Source organism: Diaphorobacter sp. HDW4A, from assembly GCF_011305995.1.
Taxonomy (GTDB): domain Bacteria; phylum Pseudomonadota; class Gammaproteobacteria; order Burkholderiales; family Burkholderiaceae_C; genus Diaphorobacter_A.
In genome coordinates, this window is record NZ_CP049910.1 from 4,613,251 (window position 1) to 4,634,024 (window position 20,774).

At 58.6% G+C, this 20,774-nt stretch carries 16 protein-coding genes and 1 tRNA gene; 9 read left to right on the forward strand and 8 right to left on the reverse strand.

Annotation, left to right across the window (positions count from 1 at the left end; all coding sequences use genetic code 11):
- Window positions 1–145: 145 nt before the first annotated feature.
- The gene (locus G7047_RS21145) at window positions 146–934 is read right to left on the reverse strand and encodes an SDR family NAD(P)-dependent oxidoreductase (RefSeq protein WP_166309807.1); all 789 of its coding nucleotides are present in this window, start codon (window positions 932–934) and stop codon (window positions 146–148) included.
- 255 nt (window positions 935–1,189) lie between these two features.
- Here G7047_RS21145 and G7047_RS21150 point away from each other — a divergent pair, with 255 nt between their 5' ends.
- Complete coding sequence (locus G7047_RS21150) at window positions 1,190–2,800, forward strand: hypothetical protein (protein WP_166309809.1); 1,611 nt, start codon at window positions 1,190–1,192, stop codon at window positions 2,798–2,800.
- Between the two features lie 117 nt (window positions 2,801–2,917).
- Here G7047_RS21150 and G7047_RS21155 read toward each other — a convergent pair whose 3' ends face one another.
- From G7047_RS21155 to G7047_RS21165, 3 genes are read right to left on the reverse strand one after another with little or no spacing between them, the layout of a single operon-like run.
- Window positions 2,918–3,763, reverse strand: coding sequence for a glycosyltransferase (locus tag G7047_RS21155; RefSeq protein ID WP_166309811.1), 846 nt, complete (start codon window positions 3,761–3,763; stop codon window positions 2,918–2,920).
- Window positions 3,764–3,774: 11 nt separating this feature from the next.
- On the reverse strand, window positions 3,775–4,533 hold the full coding sequence (locus tag G7047_RS21160; RefSeq protein WP_166309813.1) for a glycosyltransferase family 2 protein: 759 nt from the start codon (window positions 4,531–4,533) through the stop codon (window positions 3,775–3,777).
- A 57-nt stretch (window positions 4,534–4,590) separates the two neighbouring features.
- Window positions 4,591–6,189 (reverse strand): IPTL-CTERM sorting domain-containing protein, encoded by a 1,599-nt coding sequence (locus G7047_RS21165; RefSeq protein WP_166312192.1) that lies wholly within the window; start codon window positions 6,187–6,189, stop codon window positions 4,591–4,593.
- 659 nt (window positions 6,190–6,848) lie between these two features.
- Here G7047_RS21165 and G7047_RS21170 point away from each other — a divergent pair.
- The 4 genes from G7047_RS21170 (at window position 6,849) to G7047_RS21185 (ending at window position 10,382) form a co-directional block, all read left to right on the forward strand.
- Window positions 6,849–7,649 (forward strand): galactosyltransferase-related protein, encoded by an 801-nt coding sequence (locus G7047_RS21170; RefSeq protein WP_166309815.1) that lies wholly within the window; start codon window positions 6,849–6,851, stop codon window positions 7,647–7,649.
- 119 nt (window positions 7,650–7,768) lie between these two features.
- Entirely contained in the window at window positions 7,769–8,374 is a 606-nt protein-coding gene (locus tag G7047_RS21175; RefSeq protein WP_166309817.1) for a hypothetical protein, read from the forward strand.
- Window positions 8,371–9,549: a hypothetical protein gene (locus G7047_RS21180; protein WP_166309819.1), complete on the forward strand. Its 1,179-nt coding sequence runs from the start codon at window positions 8,371–8,373 to the stop codon at window positions 9,547–9,549. The genes G7047_RS21175 and G7047_RS21180 overlap by 4 nt, the downstream gene beginning before the upstream one ends.
- On the forward strand, window positions 9,546–10,382 hold the full coding sequence (locus tag G7047_RS21185; RefSeq protein WP_166309821.1) for a glycosyltransferase: 837 nt from the start codon (window positions 9,546–9,548) through the stop codon (window positions 10,380–10,382). Before G7047_RS21180 ends, G7047_RS21185 begins: the two co-directional genes overlap by 4 nt.
- A gap of 12 nt (window positions 10,383–10,394) precedes the next feature.
- On the opposite strand, the gene G7047_RS21190 is transcribed toward G7047_RS21185, so the two are convergent.
- The 4 genes from G7047_RS21190 to G7047_RS21205 all read right to left on the reverse strand — a co-directional run bounded on the left by G7047_RS21190 (window position 10,395) and on the right by G7047_RS21205 (window position 13,173).
- Entirely contained in the window at window positions 10,395–11,144 is a 750-nt protein-coding gene (locus tag G7047_RS21190; protein ID WP_166309823.1) for a hypothetical protein, read from the reverse strand.
- Complete coding sequence (locus G7047_RS21195; protein WP_166309825.1) at window positions 11,141–12,307, reverse strand: glycosyltransferase; 1,167 nt, start codon at window positions 12,305–12,307, stop codon at window positions 11,141–11,143. The genes G7047_RS21190 and G7047_RS21195 overlap by 4 nt, the downstream gene beginning before the upstream one ends.
- A 60-nt stretch (window positions 12,308–12,367) precedes the next feature.
- Window positions 12,368–12,443, reverse strand: a tRNA-Arg gene (locus G7047_RS21200).
- Window positions 12,444–12,495: 52 nt separating this feature from the next.
- The gene (locus G7047_RS21205) at window positions 12,496–13,173 is read right to left on the reverse strand and encodes a TetR family transcriptional regulator (RefSeq protein WP_166309827.1); all 678 of its coding nucleotides are present in this window, start codon (window positions 13,171–13,173) and stop codon (window positions 12,496–12,498) included.
- 410 nt (window positions 13,174–13,583) lie between these two features.
- Here G7047_RS21205 and G7047_RS21210 point away from each other — a divergent pair, with 410 nt between their 5' ends.
- The 4 genes from G7047_RS21210 (at window position 13,584) to G7047_RS21225 (ending at window position 20,596) form a co-directional block, all read left to right on the forward strand.
- Window positions 13,584–14,888 carry an efflux RND transporter periplasmic adaptor subunit gene (locus G7047_RS21210; RefSeq protein ID WP_166309829.1) on the forward strand — a complete coding sequence of 435 codons (1,305 nt, stop codon included), beginning with the start codon at window positions 13,584–13,586 and terminating at the stop codon, window positions 14,886–14,888.
- A 15-nt stretch (window positions 14,889–14,903) separates the two neighbouring features.
- Window positions 14,904–18,083, forward strand: a complete 3,180-nt coding sequence (locus G7047_RS21215) for an efflux RND transporter permease subunit (RefSeq protein WP_166309831.1) — start codon at window positions 14,904–14,906, stop codon at window positions 18,081–18,083.
- The gene (locus G7047_RS21220; protein WP_166309833.1) at window positions 18,076–19,533 is read left to right on the forward strand and encodes an efflux transporter outer membrane subunit; all 1,458 of its coding nucleotides are present in this window, start codon (window positions 18,076–18,078) and stop codon (window positions 19,531–19,533) included. The genes G7047_RS21215 and G7047_RS21220 overlap by 8 nt, the downstream gene beginning before the upstream one ends.
- 202 nt (window positions 19,534–19,735) lie before the next feature.
- Window positions 19,736–20,596 carry a cytochrome c5 family protein gene (locus tag G7047_RS21225; RefSeq protein ID WP_166309835.1) on the forward strand — a complete coding sequence of 287 codons (861 nt, stop codon included), beginning with the start codon at window positions 19,736–19,738 and terminating at the stop codon, window positions 20,594–20,596.
- Window positions 20,597–20,774 lie beyond the last annotated feature (178 nt).

Below are 20,774 nucleotides of genomic sequence, written 5' to 3' on the forward strand. Positions count from 1 at the left end.
TGATTATATCAATCGGATATTGAAATTTAAAATGCTTTGATTATCACAAAGGGGCCGCCATCCGTGTAGGTGTTCACTTCTCCGATGCAGGCGCGATGCCTCGCAGAGGCGAGACAGCAAGTTGACCGCAATGCTGCGGAATTCCTCAGGCTTTGATGCCTGCCGTCGTCCCAACGCCCGCTGCCAGATAGCCACCGTCCACCGGCAGCAGCACGCCGTTGACATAGGCGGCTCCGTCCCCGCACAGGTAGACGATGGCGTTGGCAATTTCCTCGACCTGCCCCATGCGTTTGGCGGGAATCATCACCTCGAAGGCGCGCTTGGTTTCAGGTGTGTAGTTCTTCTCGGTCATCGGCGTGAGCACCGGCCCCGGCGCGACGGCGTTGACGGTGATGCCGTGGCAACCCAATTCCATCGCGAATTGGCGCGTGAGTCCCGCAATGGCGGTCTTCGATGTGCCATAGGCCACACGCCCGACACCAGCGCGCTCGGAACTGATGGACGCCAGATTCACGATGCGCCCGTACTGTTGCGTGATCATGCCCCTGGCCGCTCGCTGCGAGCACAGGAAAGTGCCGCCCACGTTCACGTCCATCGCCTTGCGGAACATGCCGTAGGAGCACTCCATCACCGAGGCCACCGGCATGATGCCCGCGCTGTTGACCAGCACATTGGCCGCCTTGCCAAAGTGCTGCTCGACTGCGTCAAAGGCAGCGTCCACCGAAGAAGGATCGCTCACATCGATCACCACGGCCAAGGCACTGCCCTGCTGCCGCGCATTCAATGCCGCCGCCACGGCGCTGGCGTTGTCGATCTGGATGTCGAGCAGCGCCACGCGAAACCCCGCATCGACCAATTGATGCGCCACGGCCTCACCGATCCCTGAACCACCACCCGTCACGACGGCCACGCGCGTCGATTCATTGCTTGTCATTGTCGCCTTGGAATTTATTCGTTACTTAACTAACATTTACAAATGATTGCAGCAAGAGCGGAAATCCCTCGAAGGGTCAGACCACGGCCGCAAGTGATTGTCTTCAAATGAGATTCCGACGTCACACCGGGAAACATCGCGTCGCGCAGTCACGACGGTGGCCGAAATTCGTTCACGCGAAAGACCCGCGCCGTCATACGCTGTTGCCAGGAAACCAACATACATCTCAAGCAAGCACTGTACCGGGAGAGCGCAATGTCACATCAATGGATTTCACTGACCCGCGCGTTGGCCACGACGGTGGTCGCCGCCGCATTGGGCCTGCTTGCCACGGTACAGGCCCATGCGGAAGACCTGCAGACCACCAAGGTATCGCAGCCCTATGTGGAGCCGGTCACCGGCTGGTACTGGAACGCGCAGGAAAGTGGGCGCGGCTTTGCGATCGAGCGCCAGGGCGACCGGCTGTTCCTCGCAGGCTTCATGTACGAGGACACCGGCGAGGCGGTCTGGTACACATCCACCCTGCTCAGGCAGGGCGACGGCAGCTACACGGGCAACCTCGACCGCTTCCAGAACGGGCAGTCGCTGCTCGGCACCTATCGTACGCCCACCTCCACCAACGTCGGCACCTCGCGCCTCGCATTCGACGAGGACCTGCACGCGAATCTGGACATCTCGCCCACCGGCAAAGCCACTTCCACCATCACGCTGGAACGTTTCCCGATTTCTGCTCCCGCCTTCCAGCCTTCATCCGCGCCGTTTCGCAACGGCTGGTACTGGAACCCCGCACAGAGCGGGCGCGGCTTCTTCATCGAGGTGCAGGGATCGACCGCCTTCATCGCCACCTTCATGTACAAGGACGACGGCAGACCCACTTGGTACACGATGACTGCATCACTGTCAAAGACGCTGGAACTCACAGCGCCGCTCTTGCGTTTCGAGAATGGCCAGTCACTGCTGGGCGCGTACCGCCAGCCCACGCAACCCGCCGGAAATGCCGGCGTAGCCTCCTTCAGCCTGTCCGACAGCGGCGAGGGCCTGTTGCAACTGCCCAATGGCAAGGACATAGACATCAAGGCCTTCGACTTCAACGGCGGTCAACCCGATCCCAAAGACAATGCGGGCAAATGCGAGATGGGCCAGCAATGGGCCCAAGACAAGTGCATCACCCCGAGCGAGGCCGTGCGTGTCGCGCCCATCGGCATGATGCTCCGCGTCGGCGTCGTCCCCCAGATGGGCCAGACCTATCAGCTCAACTACTGCATCGACATATACAGCTGCATGCCGCTGCACGTGGAAAAGTACGTCAGTTACGAAGACCTGCGCGACGAGGACACCCCCGAAATCGTTGCCTACGTGTATGAGGTGATGCGCGAGTTCAACGAGATGCTTCGCTGGTTCAACAAACAAGGCAAATCGCCAGACTACAACACCATCGTCAGCGTGCTCGGCAACGCCGTGAACAAAGCCATCGCCAACGAGTCACCCACCGCCGTGCAGGATGCCCGCGCCGGCTTCGCCGACCGCGGTTTCCCCTTGCCGGGTGACACCACGGTGCCAGCAGACACCGCCAGCTGCACCCCTGATGCGGGAAGCAAACGCGGCTCCGGCGGCGGCCCCGTCCTGATGACCAAGCCCCCTGAGGTCTGCTACAAGAAACGCCTCTACACCTTCGGCTGGGTAGACACGGGCTCCGACGGAACGGTCCAAGACGCATGCAAAGCCGCGCAGCAACGAGGCTTCAACGGTGATCTGGACTTTTTCAACGCCCAGAACGTGTCCGCCTGCTATTGCAGCGCAGGAGGCAAGGTCAACAGCGTGACGATGAACTATCTGTGCAACGTGTTTTTCGATGCAGGGAACTGAACGCCAGACGTCATCGAATCCTGTGTCGATACGGCACGTCTCAGAAGCGAAAAATCAAATGATGCGCCGACACTCTATGCCAAGTACTGACTCCGAGTTCAGTGCTTTGCAATTCATCTATCCACGTTGATCACCAGGAACCGGAATGCCGGAATTCCCTGCAAGTATCTGCTGATACCCCGGCAAGTTTATGTACTCGGCAAGACGCGCCCGTAGTTCCTTCGATTTCCCCACGACGAAAGCGAGTGGCATGCGTTTGGTCGACGATATAGACTGATGATGTTGATCGCCCCACACGTTGTCACCATGGAACGTATAGATGTAGCACCAACCATGGTGACGCAGACGGGTAACGCGATGCCCCTCATTCAAGATGGCGAGACACAGGCCCGTGTCTTCTCCGCGCTCAATCTCCGGATAGCGCGGCATCTTGTCGCGTTTTCCAAGCAGTGTCCCCTGTACGAAATTGAGCGGATAGGGCTCGACATTCCAGTCATCCCAACACAGCGTTTTGTCAGATACAAACCCGTGAAGCTGGTCTCTGAGAAAGCAGAAATCCGCGTCTGCCGCCCGAAGCTTTTCGGCTTGCAGCGCAAGTCGCATCGGGTGATAGCGGTCGTCGTCGTCCCATTGGCACACTAGATCCCCGGTGGCCATCTGCACGGACTGATTGCGCAGTGCTCCCAAAGTTTGACCGGCGGGCACGCGCTTCACTGCAATGCGCTTGAGCTCCTTCGCGCACGCAGAGGCCGTGGCAATCCAGTGCTTCAGCGCATCGTCAAAGCCTGTGCCGCTGTCGTGAATGATCAGCAGATCGCGCTCCGCGTAGGTTTGCGCACAAAAATCTGCCACCGCAAGCTGCACCCATTCGAAACGTGATGCCTGAGTCACCATCAAACAACTGATTTGCATAGGTTTCGGTTTGGATTCCGGCCAGATGGCACGAACGATATTTTGCTTCACCAGAGACCCTGTCATCGATTTTGCAGCGCAAGAATGATCTTTTCCGTTTCGCGGGCCAACAGGTTGGCAGTCACCATGTTTCCTGGGTTGAATCCGACTCCATAGTCGAAGTGATCGCGACGAGAATTCTGCCCCTCTGAGCCCACGTGCTGCACTCGCGATTCCAGCAAGCACCAGATTGCACGGCGACCGCTCAAGTAGCGACAAATGTCCCAATCAAAGGTATTGGAGACGGGCACATTCGCCACAAGATCCGTCACAACCTCACGACCCCACAACGTACCCGCAAAGCCTACGCTGTGCTTGAGTAGCAGCCCTTCGGGAACCAGTTGCGCACTCGAGGGGTGGTTTGGAGTGTTGAAAAGCGAGAGCAACCCTTCAGACTGCGCAAAACCCCTCCACGCTGTCTGCAGCATATCGTCTGCCACCAGCAAATCGCTGTCGAGCAGCAGCACCTGTTGGTAGGAACTTTGCAGGAAGAAATCGAATATCCGGGCCACAGCTTGATCTGCTCGGCCGCTATTTGACACATGGCAAATCAGCTGAGATGCGGGGTGCAGGTTGCGCCGCAAAAATACGGCATCGAACTCCTCGCTCGCATCGTCAAAGACATGCACGTTTTCGGCCAGCAGCGACTGACAGGCATACATGCTGGCAAGCAGTCTCAACAAACACCCCGCTCGGTTGTATACCGGAATGGCAATCAGCGTTTGTCGATTGAACGCTTCGAAGCTTTCTGCGTCACTCACGCCACTGGCTGGATCACGCATATCTGAACTGAACGAAAAAAGGCATCCAACAGAGCACCCTGTTTCGTCACCGCCTCGTCAGCGCTTGTCCGGTTTCGGCTTTTCACGTCGTCGGCGCGAGTTGAGAACGCCCCCGCCTGCCAGCAGCGCGGAAAGACCCGCTACCCCCCATACCCCGAGAGTCGGCACTGGCTGCACTCCTGAGGCAGGGGGTGGAGTGGTCGATGCGGTAATCGTGATGGTCACCACACCCTTTTTGTAGCGCCCAATCTCCATGCCATTGGAGTCCAGTTGCACTAGATCGTACTCGAAGGTATCGACCGTGCCATCCGGTGTACCGGCAGTAGGCTCGAATGTGTAGGCACCCGTTGCAGGATCAAAGGAAATCAGTGTCCCATGTGTGGGCGACGTAGTCACTTCAAACCTCATGCCCGCCATGCCGTAAAGCTGATCGTTCGTTGCAACGCTTGAAGATTTCTGCTGCCCAACCGCCACCGTTTCTACGTCATTCTCGATACGCGACGGGACGGTGATATAGACGGTAGCCATGGCATTGGTATACCCTTGTCCGCCGCCGGGAAGGTCATAGATTGCCGTAAACCTGTAGTCAAAGGAGTCAGAGCCCACAAAACCAGGCTCCGGTTCATATGCAAAATTTCCGTCAGATCCAATGCCAAATGCCTTGGCATGCGCCGGTTTGGGTGGATTGCCGATGCCACTGCTGGGATCCGCATTCCAGACATCCACAAACGACATCGACAACGTTCCCATCGGATCATTGACCGGATCATTCGTTGTCACATTGCTGGCAAGCTGATATCCAGGATATGCAACGTAAGCGTCGTTCAGAGGCGATGCAGACGTCGACGCAGGAGCAGGAGGTGTCGGCACAGGTACAGGTACGGGCGGAACAGGGCGAGATCCGGGCAATACGGTAATGCTCACCTCAGCGAATGACGCGATTGAATTGCCAGGCAAATTGGGATCCGGCGAATTCAACTGGTAAATGAACGAATCGCTACCTACAAACCCCGCATTGGGTTTGTACGCAGTCGGCAGGTTTACGTCACTGTTGAACCAATATGATGGATATTGAAATGTTCCATTTGCAGGGTCCGCAACGCCATTAACCGAGACATTTGCAGGATCGGCAGGGTGCGCTATGAGGTCATTGTCCAATAGCGGAATAAATGCCAATTCGTCTTGGTAAATGGTGATTGCGTCCGGTTTCGCTGCCGCAGTTGCGCTATTGACATACAGCGAAACCCATTGGAAAAAGGTGTTTGACGCGCCAGATGGGAGCGTCTCGGTCAAAAAATAGCCAAATCCACTGCTCGTAGCGCCCGGTGCAGGCGTATATGTGAACGATCCATCGCTGCCCAAGACAAGCCCACTCGGGGGAGGATTGCCAGGATCAGGGGCATAGGTGTAAGTGTTCGCGGGATCCAACCCATCGTTTTTACTCACGTCGCCAGACACACTACTGCCTTGCGTAACGACGTAGTTGTCTTGCTTGGGATTGACGGCGCCCAATGCCTGAAATGAAGTTGCCGTCGACAGCGCACCCAACGCCAACAACGCGGCTGGCCGAACCTGCCGGAAACGACGATTGCTTGAAGCCCCTGCCTCACGTTCAGGGATACGGTCGTCTTCAAGAATTTTCTTTTCGTTGGTCATGGCAGATCAAAAAGAGAGCATCGGGTGCAAATGAGACGAGCAGAGTTTCATACACTCGCGTGAACTCAAACAACTGCTATCAATACTAGCAAATTTATTTCATAAAACAACTTGTTTCGTATTCGTTGACAATTTACCTTCCCAGCTCACGACTCAGCCGCCGTTCGCTGCGAAAGATCGGATGCAGGGACGGCATCCGCCCAGACATAAACCCACGTGCACTTACGCCAGAAACGGGGCGTTCGATCTGCCGTAACGGCCCAACTGGATTGGGGGCTCACCGATATGACGAAGCTGGGTATTGGGGACGTAGCTAGAGCCTTCCACTCGCATCCTTGTTCGACAAAGTTCATCTGCCAGTAAAGCGACCGGGGGCGTTGAAAAAAGAATCAGAAACTGACCAGTTCCAGCGTGAATTTTCTGCGAAAAAGGAAATGCGGTTGCTCAAATGGGTTCATACATTCCTTTGCTCCCGCGTCAAAAGCCTACTGCAGTTTTGCGTGAAGGCTTGGCCGTTCAGTTGATCGCTCCGTGACCTCGCCGGGATATCCCGGAACTGCAGATGATTTGGTGCAGTCCAAGTTCATGACAGAGCCGTCGAAGGTGATATCTTCGATCTATCGAATTTTTTGAAATGTATTCAAAAACACAGGCCACCAATGAATGCCACCATCTTGATGACCTATCGTGAGAGTAGCCCCGAGCGTCGGAAAAATCTGCTGACCACCGTGCAATGGTTAGCTGCGGAAGCGCCGCAAGCAAAGCTGATCGTGTTGGAGCAAGATGCTCATCCGCGCTTGACCGGCGCACTGCCGCATCCCAATCACCAAATCCTGTTTGGCTACAACCCTCATGGCTTCAACAAAGCCTGGGGGTTCAATGTCGGAGCGCGCATGGCGCGGACGTCGGTATTGGTGTTCACCGATGCCGACTTGATCGTTTCTGGCCGCCTGCGCAGCATGATCGAGTCGTGCGAGCAGAAGTTTCCCATCAGCAAACCGTACGATGATGTTCGCGACCTCTCAGCCGCGGAGAGCGAGAACATGCACCTGGGACACTACGACTACGCTCCTGCCCCAAGCCCCAATGCCTCCCCCGGGCGTGAAGCAATTGGCGAACAACTGCCGCTATGCGGCGGCATGTTTGCCATCCGGGTAGATGCGTTCTTTCACATTGGTGCGTGGGATGAGCGCTTCGTGGGCTGGGGCGGCGAAGATGATGCCATGTCCATGAAGCTCAAACGCGCCAAAATGCAAGTGGGCCTTCAACCTGGCAAGGCGCTGCACTTGTGGCATCCAAGAGCGGTTGAACAATTGAACCCGGAGCTTTATCGCAACAACGCCCGTTTGCTGCAGAGCATTTGCAATTGCAGCGATGCGCAGCTGGCGCGCATGGCAGAGGTCCAACGTCAATACACAGGCTATCCCGAAAAATACCGCCCGATGGAGTCTGCTCAGTGACTATCCAACGCCGAAGCCAAAGCATCACAAACCCAGTTGCAGCTGAGTCGCAAAGCATCGCAAAAACTTCAAATTCGGTCACCCCGCATGTGATGATAGGTACGCCCGCTTACGGCGGCATGGTTCATATTGACTATCTCAACTCGCTGCTGTCCTACCAAGGCGCTGGCATCGAGTACACGCTCGCCACCATCGGCAACGAAAGCCTGATCACACGAGCGAGAAACACAGTGCTCTCTAGTTTCTGGGCGAATGCAGCTTGCACACATCTGCTGTTTCTGGACGCCGATGTAAGCCTGCCGCCCGAATCACTCAAGCAAATGCTTGCACAGCAACGCGATGTCATCGGCGCGCCCGTGGCACTCAAGGGCCGGAACGCACAAGGCCAGCGCATTTTCAACATCGGGCGATGCGTGGGCGAAGCCGGCGAGCAGATTCTGGTGGAGCACATTGGCACGGCAGCACTGATGCTCAGCCGCAAAGCCGTGGGCGCACTGGTGAACAAAGCCATAGAGCAAGGTAGCGTCTACACACCATCCAGGCAAACGCTGCGCGGCAACTACGCAGAAGACATATTGATGTACGACGTGTTCCAAGTCGGTGTAGTCGATGGCGTGTATCTGTCGGAAGACTACTGGGTCTGCCGCCAGTTGCGCGAGTTGGGCTTCGACATTCACGTACAGATCGACGTCATCACCCATCACCACGGAGTGATGCCAGCATGACGGGCCCGCAAACGCTGCGCATCATCAGCTTTCTCGATCCGCACAAGCCATCGATACAGTCCGACCTTTCCTGGCTAGCATTGCGTCAGGTTCGGGCACTGGTGAATGCGGGCATGCCTGTTCAATGGCAGATTCTGGAGCCTCCCGCACCGCTGCGCGGCTTGCAGCAAACGCGCCCCCCCGTCGAGCTGCCCATGACCGCCATTGAACACATGGCGCAGCACGACGCGCGCCTGGCCGATCTTCCTGCTGTGGCACGGCATACTCGCATCAACGGCAATGCCGACATCCTGCTTGCCGTGACATCGCCTGAATGGTGGGCGCCGTTGCTTGGCAATGCAAAAAAGCGCATTGCGTATCTGGAGCGCAACCCGCATTGGCCGCTGCACACACTGGCACACTTGTGCGAAAGCTGCGACGAAATCTGGCTGCCCGACGCGCAATGGGCAGAAATCATGCACGAAGTCTGCGCCGCACCAAATCTTGCGGTGATGCCACCAATCCGCCAGCACCGCGCGAGCTACAACCTGGATCAAACCAGGTTGCACGCATTTCAATCTTCGCTCGATGTGACTGCGGGCAGCTTCGTGTTTCTTTGCACTCTTGACGGCCACGGCATGCAGGGCTGCGGCCACCTGCTGGCGGCGTGGGAGAAGGCTTTCGGCGAGCGCATGGACATCGATGTATCGCTGATCCTGCATTGCCCGCCGCAGTTCGTCGCACCCGCAGCTATTGATGGATTTGTCGATACAGCAAGCTGGATTGAAGAGCGCATGACGCACGCCCGACATACCGGTGTAGTGCTGCTCGACCAGCACCTGAACGGCGACGGCGAAGATCTGCTGCGAGCCAGCGCGCAGGTGCTGCTCGTGGCTGATGAAGGTGACGGGCTTGGAATGCGCGTGATGGATTCAGTGGATGCAGGCAACGCCGTTGTCGCTGCCGCCCGGCGAGGTCTTGAAGGCTTGCTTGGCACTGAATGGCAAGGCTTTGCGCCAATTGCCCTGTCGCAGACTTCCGCGTTGGCAGAGGCCTTGCTCGATGCCTACGAAACCATTTTCGACAAGGGCCAGCAACGCACACTGATTCAGTGGCACGCGACCCATCATTTGTCCGAAGCCGCCTTTGTGCAACGTGTTCTGGAACGCCTGCCAATTCTGGATGCGCAAGCATGACACCAGTGAAACGCTTTCATTTCATTTTTGGTCTGCGCCCTCAGACTGAACCCTTTCACCTTGTGCACTATCTGTGCCTGGCCTCATGCCTTGCGGTGAACCAACCAGATGAGCTGATCGTTCATCTGCGCAACGAGCCCCACGGCCCCCTATGGGATCGCATCAAAGGCCGGGTGACGCTGCGCAGCATCGATGAAGCAAGCACCAAAGGCTTCACGCAATCGCTCTATGCCGCGCATGAAGAAGGTCAATTCATTGCCCAAAACGGCCATAGCTACGCGCATGAGGCTGACTTCATCCGTCTGGCGATTCTGGCGCGCGAGGGTGGTGTCTATACGGACATGGACACTCTGTTCGTCGAGCCTTACCCGGACATGCTCTATGCCGAACCCTGCGTGCTTGGCGAGGAAGACGCCGTCCTGGCCAACAACCGCGTGCTGCGCCCGTCACTATGCAACGCAGTGATCTTCGCGCAGCCCGCAAGCGCCTTCATCGAACAGTGGGCCAAGACGGCAGCCACTGTTTTCGATGGAACCTGGAGCAAGCATTCCTGTCAACTCGCTGCCACGCTGTGGCAGCAATTGCCGGGCGAACTGCGCGTTGCGCCACATCAATGGTTCTATCACTTCGGTTTCAGCGTGAACGGTATCCGCGCGCTATTCGAAGAGTCAGCGCCCGTGCCCGAACAGCTGATGAGCATTCATCTGTGGGCTCATCTGTGGTGGTCAAAAGAGCGCACGGATTTCACGCAGTTTCATGCGGGGTTGCTGGATGAAAACTATGTTCGCCGAAGCGACAGCACCTATGCCACATTGGCCAGGCCATTTCTGTAGTACGTGAGTTTTCTACTTGCGCGTTGTGAGATCGAGGATGATCTTCTCGGTCTCGCGCGAGAGAATTTGCGCTGCCACCGCATTGCCCGGAGCAAAGCCCACACCGTGCTCGAAGCGCTTGAGGTGCAGGCTCTGCTGGCTCACACCCACATGCTGCACGCGCGACTCCAACAGACAACAAAGCGGAATAAGCGCTCGCAGAAACTGACAGACGTCCTGCGCGTAGCGCTTGGACATCGGCACATGCTGCAATACATGCACAACAACAGGCTTGCTCCAGACTGTTCCCATCAAACCGATGGATTGCTTGATCAATAGCTCAGGAGTGCCGCCAATTCGTGATTCAGTGTGATGCATCGGGGTGTTTAGAAGCGAAAGCAAGCCGCTCGAACGCGAAAAGCCCTGCTGTGCAGCGTGCAACCAGTCGTCCGCAACAATCAGGCCACTGTCCAGCAGGGCCAAATGTTGATGCTCCTGGCTTTGCACAAAGAAGCGGAAGATGCGCTCAATTGCCCGTTCAGCGCTTGTACTGTGCTGATTGAACCGCATCATGTTCGCCTTGGGGTCCAGACTGCGACGCAGGAGCATTGGGTCGAACTCGTAGCTCGCGTCATCAAATGCGTACAAATTGCCGTGCAGCACATCACGGCTGGCGCGCACGCTTTCAAGCAGGTGAAGCAAATGTCCCATCCGGTTGAACACCGGAACCGCGATCATCAGTGAATTGTTGAACGCGTTGAAATCAGGGCTCGATTCCGTCATGACCGCAGGCCCTCAGAACGTACCGGAAGTTGCAGCAATTGCGCCACCATGGCGCTTGCGATCATCTGGGGCTGAAAGCGGTTGCGGATGCTTTGCGCAGCACGCTGTCCGCGCATGGCCGCCTCTTGCTGCTGCCCAAACACCGAGCGCAACGTCGCCACCGCTTCAGCGTGGTTGGGTTCCGCCCAGCGCTGGTCCGGGCAGTTGCAGATGCCTTGCACTTCCATCTGCACAGGCACCAATTGCCCACTCACCAGATAGGCGCTCTTTGCATCCAGAAATGCCAGCGGCCCGCCCCAATTCGTGATCACGACAGGCTTGCCCAGCGCCGCCGCTTCGAACGCGCCAAGCCCCCAGCCTTCACCACGATTCAGCGACACGAAGCTATCGCCAACCGCATGCAATGCCTGCATGTCGGCATCGATGAGATCCTCCGCCACATGATGTACTGGCGGCACAGCACGACCTAAACGGGCTTGCGCTCTCTGAACCAGAACTGCCAGTTGCCTTCGACTCGGGATGTACTGGGGATTGCCCGTCTCGCGCAAGGTCCGTTCCTGGTCAAACGGCGTGCTCTTGATCACCAGTCCCACTGGGTCATTCGCTGAGAATGCTTCGCAGAACGCCTCCACCAGACAGTCCATGCCCTTGCGCTGTTGCCATGCGCCAATGGTGTAGAAGACATACCGCCCTTCAAGTCCTGGAAGGCGCCGCCGCATGTAAAACACATCCTGCGGCAGTGCGGGTTGCATGGGCTTGGGAATGTGCGGAGTCACGATGATGGGAATCTGCACACCTCCTTGGCGAAACACATCTCGATTCCACTCGGTAGGAACGATGACCGCGTCCATCAGATTGATCAGCGTCGGCCAATGGGGAGGCAGGCGATCAGTTTCCCAGACCGTATGCCCCACGACGCGATGCGCTCCTGCTGCATGCTCCCGCTTCACATAGTCCGGAAAATACTCAGGCATGGTATGCACGATGGTGGCATCAGGCACCTGCTCGGTGTTATATGGCGCAATGCACGTCACCTGTCGCGCAGGCTCCCATATCACCTGCATGCCCGAACTAGCCATCGCGCTCACCAATGCGGATGCTGCCTGCGCATAACCGGTGTGATCGGTGAAGCCTATGTATTTGAAGCGCGGGGGGTGCGCCATGAGCCGCCCTTTCGAGATTCGCTTCGAAGTGCTACGCTTCGAGGGAACCATCGATATTGATGGTGCGGCTGGCGGGGATCGAACCCACGACCCTTGGCTTCGGAGGCCAATACTCTATCCACTGAGCTACAGCCGCGTGCTGTATGTAACGAGCAAAAAGACGCGGTTGCAGGCAACCGGACTGGCGATTATGGCATGGCTCGGGGGTGTTCTTCTCGCGATTGAGGGCTGGACGCGCTTACTCGCGATAGGTGGGATGCAAAGCCCAGACCTGACAAATAGGCATCCACTGACATACAACCAGCATCGGTCAGGGGGAAACTCCCCTCATTCAAAACCCAGCCGTGTATGAGCCCGACAAACAATGCATGCAAGCCCTGCGCCGCGATATCCGCTGGCATGGGCAAGGTCACGTTCAGTTGGCGGGCTGCCGCGCTCAGGTCTTCGGTGAATTTGGCACGGGAGACCTCTGCCGCCTCGACGTGGCGCTCGCGCACGGCTGCGAGTTCGCCGACGTATTCCATCTTGAACACGGCGGTGTCGAAGATCTTGCGGCGGCGGTCATCGAGCGCGACGTTCTCGAAGACATTGCGGATGGATTTGCGGATGCGGTCCAGTGGCTCGAGGTCCCCGTATATGTCGTCGCAGATTTCGTCGAAGGGCATGCAGACGCGGTTCAGCACGGAGTTGAACACGTCCACCTTGTCCTTGAAGTGCCAGTACACCGCGCCCCGGGTCGCACCAGCGCGCTGCGCGATGTCGCCCAGCGAGGTGCGGGACACGCCTTTTTCGAAGAACACCTCTTCGGCCGCATCCAGGAGTTTGGTGCGGGTTTCGTCTGCTTCTGCCTTGGTTCGCCTTGCCATGTATCGGGCCCTCTGTGAGCCAGGTCCATCTGTCTCTGTATGTTTTGGCTCCGAAGAGCCGTTTTGATTCGTGGGTGGGGTAAATCCCCGGTGTCACTAATTATACATTTATGCATGTATGTATAATTGCTGCATCAAATTCGTGGGATATGGGCAAAGGAATCCTCTGCACGAATCGGATCGACGCATGCTTGAGCGGTCTCGGGCGGTCTGCGACGTTGAAAATCCTCGCGGTAACTACGGCTATCGCTGCGGTTTTCACCTTACGGCCTATCCTGATCCGCACAAGCTGCTCGTCGATCGATTCGCGCAGAGAATCCCCGTGGCCCGTCTCCAAGGCGCCGACAGGACACAAGAGCGCACGTAGCGATTGATATATCCATTAAAAAATGTCTACCGGAAGGACTTTCATGCATCCCGTGTATGAAGCAACCCAGGCGGCTCAAGGCCACTCTTCTTTTGTTTTTCGCCACTCCAAATCTGCGGCCATTGTTGTGACATTGGTCGCGGCGCTGGGCCTTGCTGCTTGTGGTGACAAGAAGGCTGAGCAGCAGCACGCTCCACAGGGCCAAGCCAAACCGCCGGAAGTGGGCGTGGTGACGGCCGAGCTGCAGAACGTGCCTATCGTGTCTGACCTGCCCGGTCGCCTTGAAGCCTCGCGCGTGGCCCAGGTCCGTGCGCGTGCTGCGGGTATCGTGCAAAAGCGTACCTTCCAGGAAGGCTCGAACGTGAAGGCCGGTCAGGTGCTGTTCCAGATCGACAACACGCCCTATAAGGCCAACCTGCAGAGCGCTCAGGCGACCTTGGCGCAGGCCGAGGCCAATCTGGCACAGGCTTCTTCTACCGCCCGCCGCTACAAGCCGCTGGTGGAGGCCAATGCCATCAGCAAGCAGGAATACGACGTCGCAGTAGCCAACGAAAAAGCCGCTCAGGCACAGGTGGCCGCTGGCAAGGCTGCGGTGACCAATGCCAATGTGAGTCTCGGCTATGCAACGGTCACAGCGCCGATTTCCGGCCGCATCGGCCGTGCGCTGGTGACCGAAGGTGCTCTGGTCGGCCAGGGCGATGCAACGCAGCTCGCGGTGATCCAGCAGATCAACCCGATGTATGTGAACATCACCCAGTCGTCTTCCGAGATCCTGCGCCTGCGCGAGGCGCTGGCCCAAGGCAAGCTGACAAGCGACGGCGCTGCAGGCGCGCGGGTGAGCGTCTACACCGACGACGGCCGCAAGATGCCGCAGCAGGGTCGCTTGCTGTTCACCGACCTGACCGTGGACGAGACCACCGGCCAGGTGCAGGTGCGCGCCGAGATCCCGAACCCCGACGGCATGCTGCTGCCGGGCATGTACGTGCGTGTGAAGCTGGAGCAGGCTCAGATCGACAACGCGATGCTGATTCCGCAGCAGTCCGTCACTCGCAATGAGAAGGGCAACTTCGTGATGGTGGTGGCCGATGATGGCTCCGTCAGCCCGCGCCCTGTTCAGATCAGCCAGTCGCAAGGCACCAACTGGATCGTGACGTCGGGCCTGAAGGCTGGCGAAAAGGTCATGGTGGATGGTCTGGTGAAGGTCGGCATGGGTGCCAAGAAAGTGACTCCAGTGCCATGGACAGGCTCATCGCAGCCAGCCGCACAGCCACAACAGCCCGCAAGCGCCGCAGCGGCACCCGCCTCCGCAGCGTCGGGCCCCGCTGCTGCCGCTTCGTCCGGCAAGTAATCGGAACGACCTCACATGTCGAAGTTTTTTATCCACAGACCCATCTTTGCATGGGTGATTGCCATTTTTGTGGTGCTGTTCGGTATTGTGTCGATCACACAATTGCCGGTAGCACAGTTCCCGTCCGTGGCGCCCCCGACCATCACGGTGACAGCCACCTATCCAGGTGCCACTTCCGAGGCCATGACCGACTCGGTGCTTCAACTCATCGAGCGTGAAATCAATGGTGCCACGGGTCTCATGTACATGGAGACCAAGGCACCTGCTGGCGGACAGGGCACGCTCACCGTGACTTTCCAGCCGGGCACCGACCCCGACCTGGCTCAGGTGGACGTGCAAAACCGTCTGTCGCGCGCTCTGCCGCGTCTGCCCTCCGTGGTGCAGGCGCTGGGTGTGCGCGTCGACAAGGCGATGAGCAACTTCCTGATGATTCTGGCGTTCCAGTCCACGGACGGTGCCACAGCGCGCGATGACATCGCAGACTATGTGAACCGCAACGTGCTGCCGGAAGTGCAGCGTCTGGACGGCGTCGGCAAGGCACAGCTGTTCGCCTCTGGCCGTGCGATGCGCATCTGGGTCGATCCCGCCAAGCTGCAGGGCTACGGCCTGTCGATCGCCTCGGTGAACGCCGCGATTGCCGCGCAAAACCAGCAGATCTCCGGCGGTGCGCTGGGCGATGCACCATCGATCCCCGGCACGACCATGAGCGCCACTATCGTGGTGCCAGGCCAGCTCACGACGCCCGAAGAATTCGGCAACGTGGTGCTGCGCTCCAATGCCAACGGCTCCACCGTGCGCATCAAGGATGTGGCGCGCGTGGAACTGGGCATCGAGAATTACGGTTTCAACTCGCGTCTGGATGGCAAGCCTGCGATTGCCATGGCCGTGCAGCTCACATCGACTGCCAACGCCATGGCCACTGCCAAGTTGGTCAACACCAAGATGAACGAGCTCGCGCCCTTTCTGCCTGCGGGCGTGAAATGGTCGGCTCCGTACGACACCTCCAAGTTCGTGAAGATCTCCATCGAGAAGGTGGTTCACACGCTGCTTGAAGCCATCGTGCTGGTGTTCATCGTGATGCTGATCTTCCTGCAGAACATCCGCTACACGCTGATTCCTACCATTGTGGTGCCTATCGCGCTGCTGGGCACCTTTGCCGTGATGCTGCTGGCGGGCCTGACCATCAATATTCTGGCGATGTTCGCCATGGTGCTGGTGATCGGTATCGTCGTGGATGATGCCATCGTGGTGGTGGAAAACGTCGAACGGATCATGTCCGAAGAAGGTATACCGCCCAAGGAAGCCACCATCAAGGCCATGGGCCAGATCCAGGGCGCCGTGGTCGGTATCACCGTGATTCTGGTGACCGTGTTCGTTCCGCTGGCTCTGTTCAGTGGCGCGACCGGCAACATCTACCGCCAGTTCTCGCTGGTGATGGCGATCTCGATCTTCTTCTCGGGCTTCTTCGCGCTCACGCTGACTCCGGCACTCTGCGCGACCATGCTCAAGCCCATCGCCAAGGGCCACGCGCACGACAAGAAGACCGGCCTGCTCGGCCCCTTTTACAACTGGTTCAACCGCAATTTCGACAAAGGCGCCAAGCAATACCACCGTGCGGTGGGTGGCGTGGTGCGTCGTTCGCTGCAGTCGCTGGTGGTGTTTGTGCTGGTGGTCGTGGGCGTGGTGTTCCTGTTCATGCGCATGCCGACCTCGTTCCTGCCAACGGAAGATCAGGGCTACGTGATCTCGCTGGTGCAACTGCCGCCGGGTGCGACGCAGGAGCGGACCAGCAAGACGATGAACGAGCTGGAAGACTACGTGCTCAAGCAGCCTGAAACCGATCACATCGTGAGCATTCTGGGCTTCAGCTTCTCGGGTACCGGTCAGAACATGGGTCTGGCGTTCACCACGCTCAAGGACTGGTCCGAGCGCTCCGGCCCCGGTCAGGATGCCAACACGTTCGCTGGCAAGTCCATGGGTGCGTTGTCCAAGGTGCGCGATGGTTTCATCTACACCCTGGTGCCACCATCCATTCCCGAACTGGGAACCAGCGACGGCTTCACCTTCCGCCTGCAGGACCGTGGCAACAAGGGACATGCAGCACTCGTGGCCGCCCGCAACGAGCTGATGTCCAAGGCCAATCAAAGCCCGATCCTCACCGGCGTGCGTTTTGATGGCGTGGATGACGCACCTCAATGGCAAGTCGACATCAACCGCGACGCCGTGGCCGCACAGCGTGTGAGCATGGGCGATCTGGCCACCACACTGGCGACTGCGCTGGGCTCTTCGAACTCCACCGACTTCCCGAACAAGGGCTACATGCAGCGCGTGACCATTCAGGCCGATGCGGGTCGCCGCATGTTGCCCGAGGACGTGATGCGCCTGACCGTGCCCAATGCGGAAGGCAAGCTGGTGGAACTCTCGACCATGGTGACGACCAAGTGGATCTCCGGCCCAATGCAGGTGACGCGCTACAACGGCTATTCATCGATGAGCATCACCGGCTCAGCGAAGGCACCTTACACCAGCGGTCAGGCCATGGAAGAAATGCAGAAGCTGGCGTCCGAACTGCCCGAAGGCTTCGGTTTCGAGTGGACCGGTCAATCGCTGGACGAACGCAAGGCAGGCTCCTCGGCCATGTACCTGTACGCGTTCTCGATCCTGGCGGTGTTCCTCTGCCTGGCCGCGCTGTACGAGAGCTGGTCAATCCCGCTGTCCGTGCTGCTGGTGGTGCCACTCGGTGTGTTCGGTGCGCTGGTCGGCATGTTGCTGCGCGGCATGCCCAACGACATCTACTTCCAGGTGGCGCTGATCACGGTGATCGGTTTGTCGGCGAAAAACGCGATTCTGATCATCGAGTTCGCGAAAGACCTGCACGCGCAGGGCATGAGCGCATTCGATGCGGCATTGGAAGCTGCACATCTGCGGTTCCGACCGATTCTGATGACCTCGCTCGCATTCATTCTCGGCGTGGTGCCGCTGTACATCGCCTCGGGCGCCAGCGCAGCCAGCCAGAAGGCCATCGGCACCGGTGTGTTCTGGGGCATGATGATCGGCACGCCGCTCTCCGTGTTCCTGGTTCCGGTGTTCTTCGTGGTGATCTTCAAGCTGTTCGGCAAGAAGGAAAAGCAGGATCTTGCTCCGCAAAACAACGGCGACACCATTGCCGCACAGGGAGGTTCACACCATGAATAACAAAAGACTCGTTCCCACGCTGCTGGCCGTCGCGCTGATGGCGACGGGTTGTTCTTTCATTCCGACGATGGGCAAGACCGACCTGCCCGTGGCCGATCAATATCCGATCGCCACGGCGGCGACCGATGCCCCAGCTGCCGACATCCCGTGGAAGAGCTTCTACACCGACGCGCGCCTGCAGCAGATCATCGACCTTGCGCTGGAAAACAACCGCGACCTGCGGGTGGCTGTTCTCAACATCGACAAGGCCCGCGCGGCCTACGACATCCAGGGCGCCGCCCTGTATCCGGAAGTCGGTGTGAGCGCCTCCGCCACGCGTGCGCCCAGCCAGCTGACCGGGAAGTATACGAACAGCTACAACGTGGGTCTCGCCACTGCCAACTGGGAAATCGACTTCTGGGGCCGCATTCGCAGCCTTAAGGACCAGGCCCTGGCCCAGTACCTCTCCACCGAGGAAGGCCGCAAGTCCACGCAGATCACCTTGATCGCGGCGGTCGCCAACACTTGGCTTGGCCTGCAGGCAGATGAGGAGCTGCTGGAGATCTCGCGCAGCACGCTGCAAACGCGCGAGGAATCGATCAAGCTGGCCAAACTGCGTTTCGACGCGGGTGCGGCTTCCGAGCTCGACTTCCGCCAGGCCCAGACGCTGACCGAAACCGCCCGTGCCACGCTGGCTGCCCAGACGCGCCAGCGCGATCTGGACATCAACGCACTGACGTTGCTGGTCGGCGGTCAGGTGCCGCCTGACCTGCTCACCAGCCTCAAGGGCAAGAAGCTGACCGACCTGCCCGCGCTCGCTGACGTGCCGGCCGGTCTACCGTCTGACCTGCTGCTGCGCCGCCCGGACATCCGTTCCGCCGAGCAACAGATGGTCGCCGCCAACGCCAACATCGGCGCGGCACGCGCCCTGTTCTTCCCGAACATCTCGCTGACCGCCTCGGCCGGTTTCGCCAACAACGAAATCTCGGATCTGTTCCAGTCAGGCTCGAAGTACTTCAGCATCGGCCCCTCGCTGTACCTGCCGATCTTCACGGCGGGCCGCAATCAGGCCAACCTCGAAGTGGCCGAAGTCAGCAAGAAGATTGCTGCAGCGCAGTATGAAAAGTCGATCCAGACCGCCTTCCGCGAAGTCTCGGACTCGCTGGTCAGTCGCCGCACGCTGGTCGACCAGCTCAAGGCACAGCAGGCCCAGGTGGACGCTGTGAGCGCACAGTTCAAGCTGTCCGACCTGCGCTACCGCAACGGCGTGTCCAGCTACCTGGACCTGCTGGACGCCCAACGCACCCTCTTCACCGCCGAGCAGGCTGTGGTGCAGGTGCGACTGGCGCTGATACAGAACCAGGTGAGCCTCTACAAGGTCCTCGGCGGTGGCTGGAGCCCCGAAGACGACCGTGCCACAGCCCGATCTGCCAGCGCGACAGGCAAAGAAGCCGACAAGACTGTTCAGTAATTCATATTGAATATCTCGGTTTTATTGAATAAGGGCGCCTCGGCGCCCTTTTCTTTTGCATTTAAGTGTTGCTGAATTGACTCAACGCAAGCCAATTCTGCGCCCAACGTCAACCCGGAACTTCGCCCGGTGGCCTTCGAAAGTCCCATCTATATAATCATTGGATAACTTTAGTTCGATAAACGCTGAGACTGAGGACCCCATGAGCGACACCCACGAAGAAGCGCACACCGGCCCAATCAAGAATCCAAAACAATTGCTGGTGACCGTTATTGCGGCATTCGTGATTCCGGTGTTCATCATTATTGGCCTCGTCTACTTTGTCACCTCCAAGGACAAACCGGCGCCCGGCAATGGCAATCCCGAAAAGGCACTGGCCGAACGCATTCAAAAAGTCGGCAGCGTGGAAATCCGCGACGCCAACCGACCGTTGCGCAATGGCGACGAAGTCTACAAAGTCCAGTGCGCAGCCTGCCACGGCACCGGTGCCGCTGGCGCTCCCAAATTCGAAGACGCAGCCGCTTGGGCGCCTCGCCTGAAGCAAGGCTTCGAAGCTCTGGTGCATTCCGCCCTCACAGGCAAGGGCGCCATGGCACCTCAGGGCGGCGGCGACTTCAACGACATCGAAATCGCTCGCGGCGTGGCGTACATGGCGAATGCCGCCGGTGGCAAGTTCCCGATTCCCGACAAGCCTGCTGCCGATGGTGCTGCTGCTCCGGCCTCTGCGGCTGAGGCAGCGCCTGCTGCTGCACCCGCGTCGGCTGCCGAAGTGTCGACTCCCGCTGCAGCAGTTGCCGCACCAGCGCCCGTTGCTGCGGTGAGTGCGGATGCCGGGAAGGCGCTGTATGACAAGGCCTGCTTTGTCTGCCACGCTGCCGGTGTGGCGGGGGCTCCCAAGTTTGGGGACAAGAATGCGTGGGCTCCTTATGTCGCCACCGGTATCGATGCGATGGTGAAGGTGGCCATCTCTGGCAAGGGTGCCATGCCGCCGAAGGGTGGGTCTACTGCTTCGGATGATGAGATTCGGGCGGCTGTGCAGTACATGGTGGATCACGCCAAGTAACCTTCTGTACTTGCTTTGACTGCGTTTGAGGACCGGCTTTTAAGCCGGTTTTCTTTTTTGGCTTCTGCTGTGTTGTTAAGGGCGGAGGCCGGGACTGCCCCCGGCGGGGTAATCACTTTTTGCTTGCGCCCAAAAAGTAATCAAAAACGCGCTTTCTAATTCGAGGGCATGCGGCAAA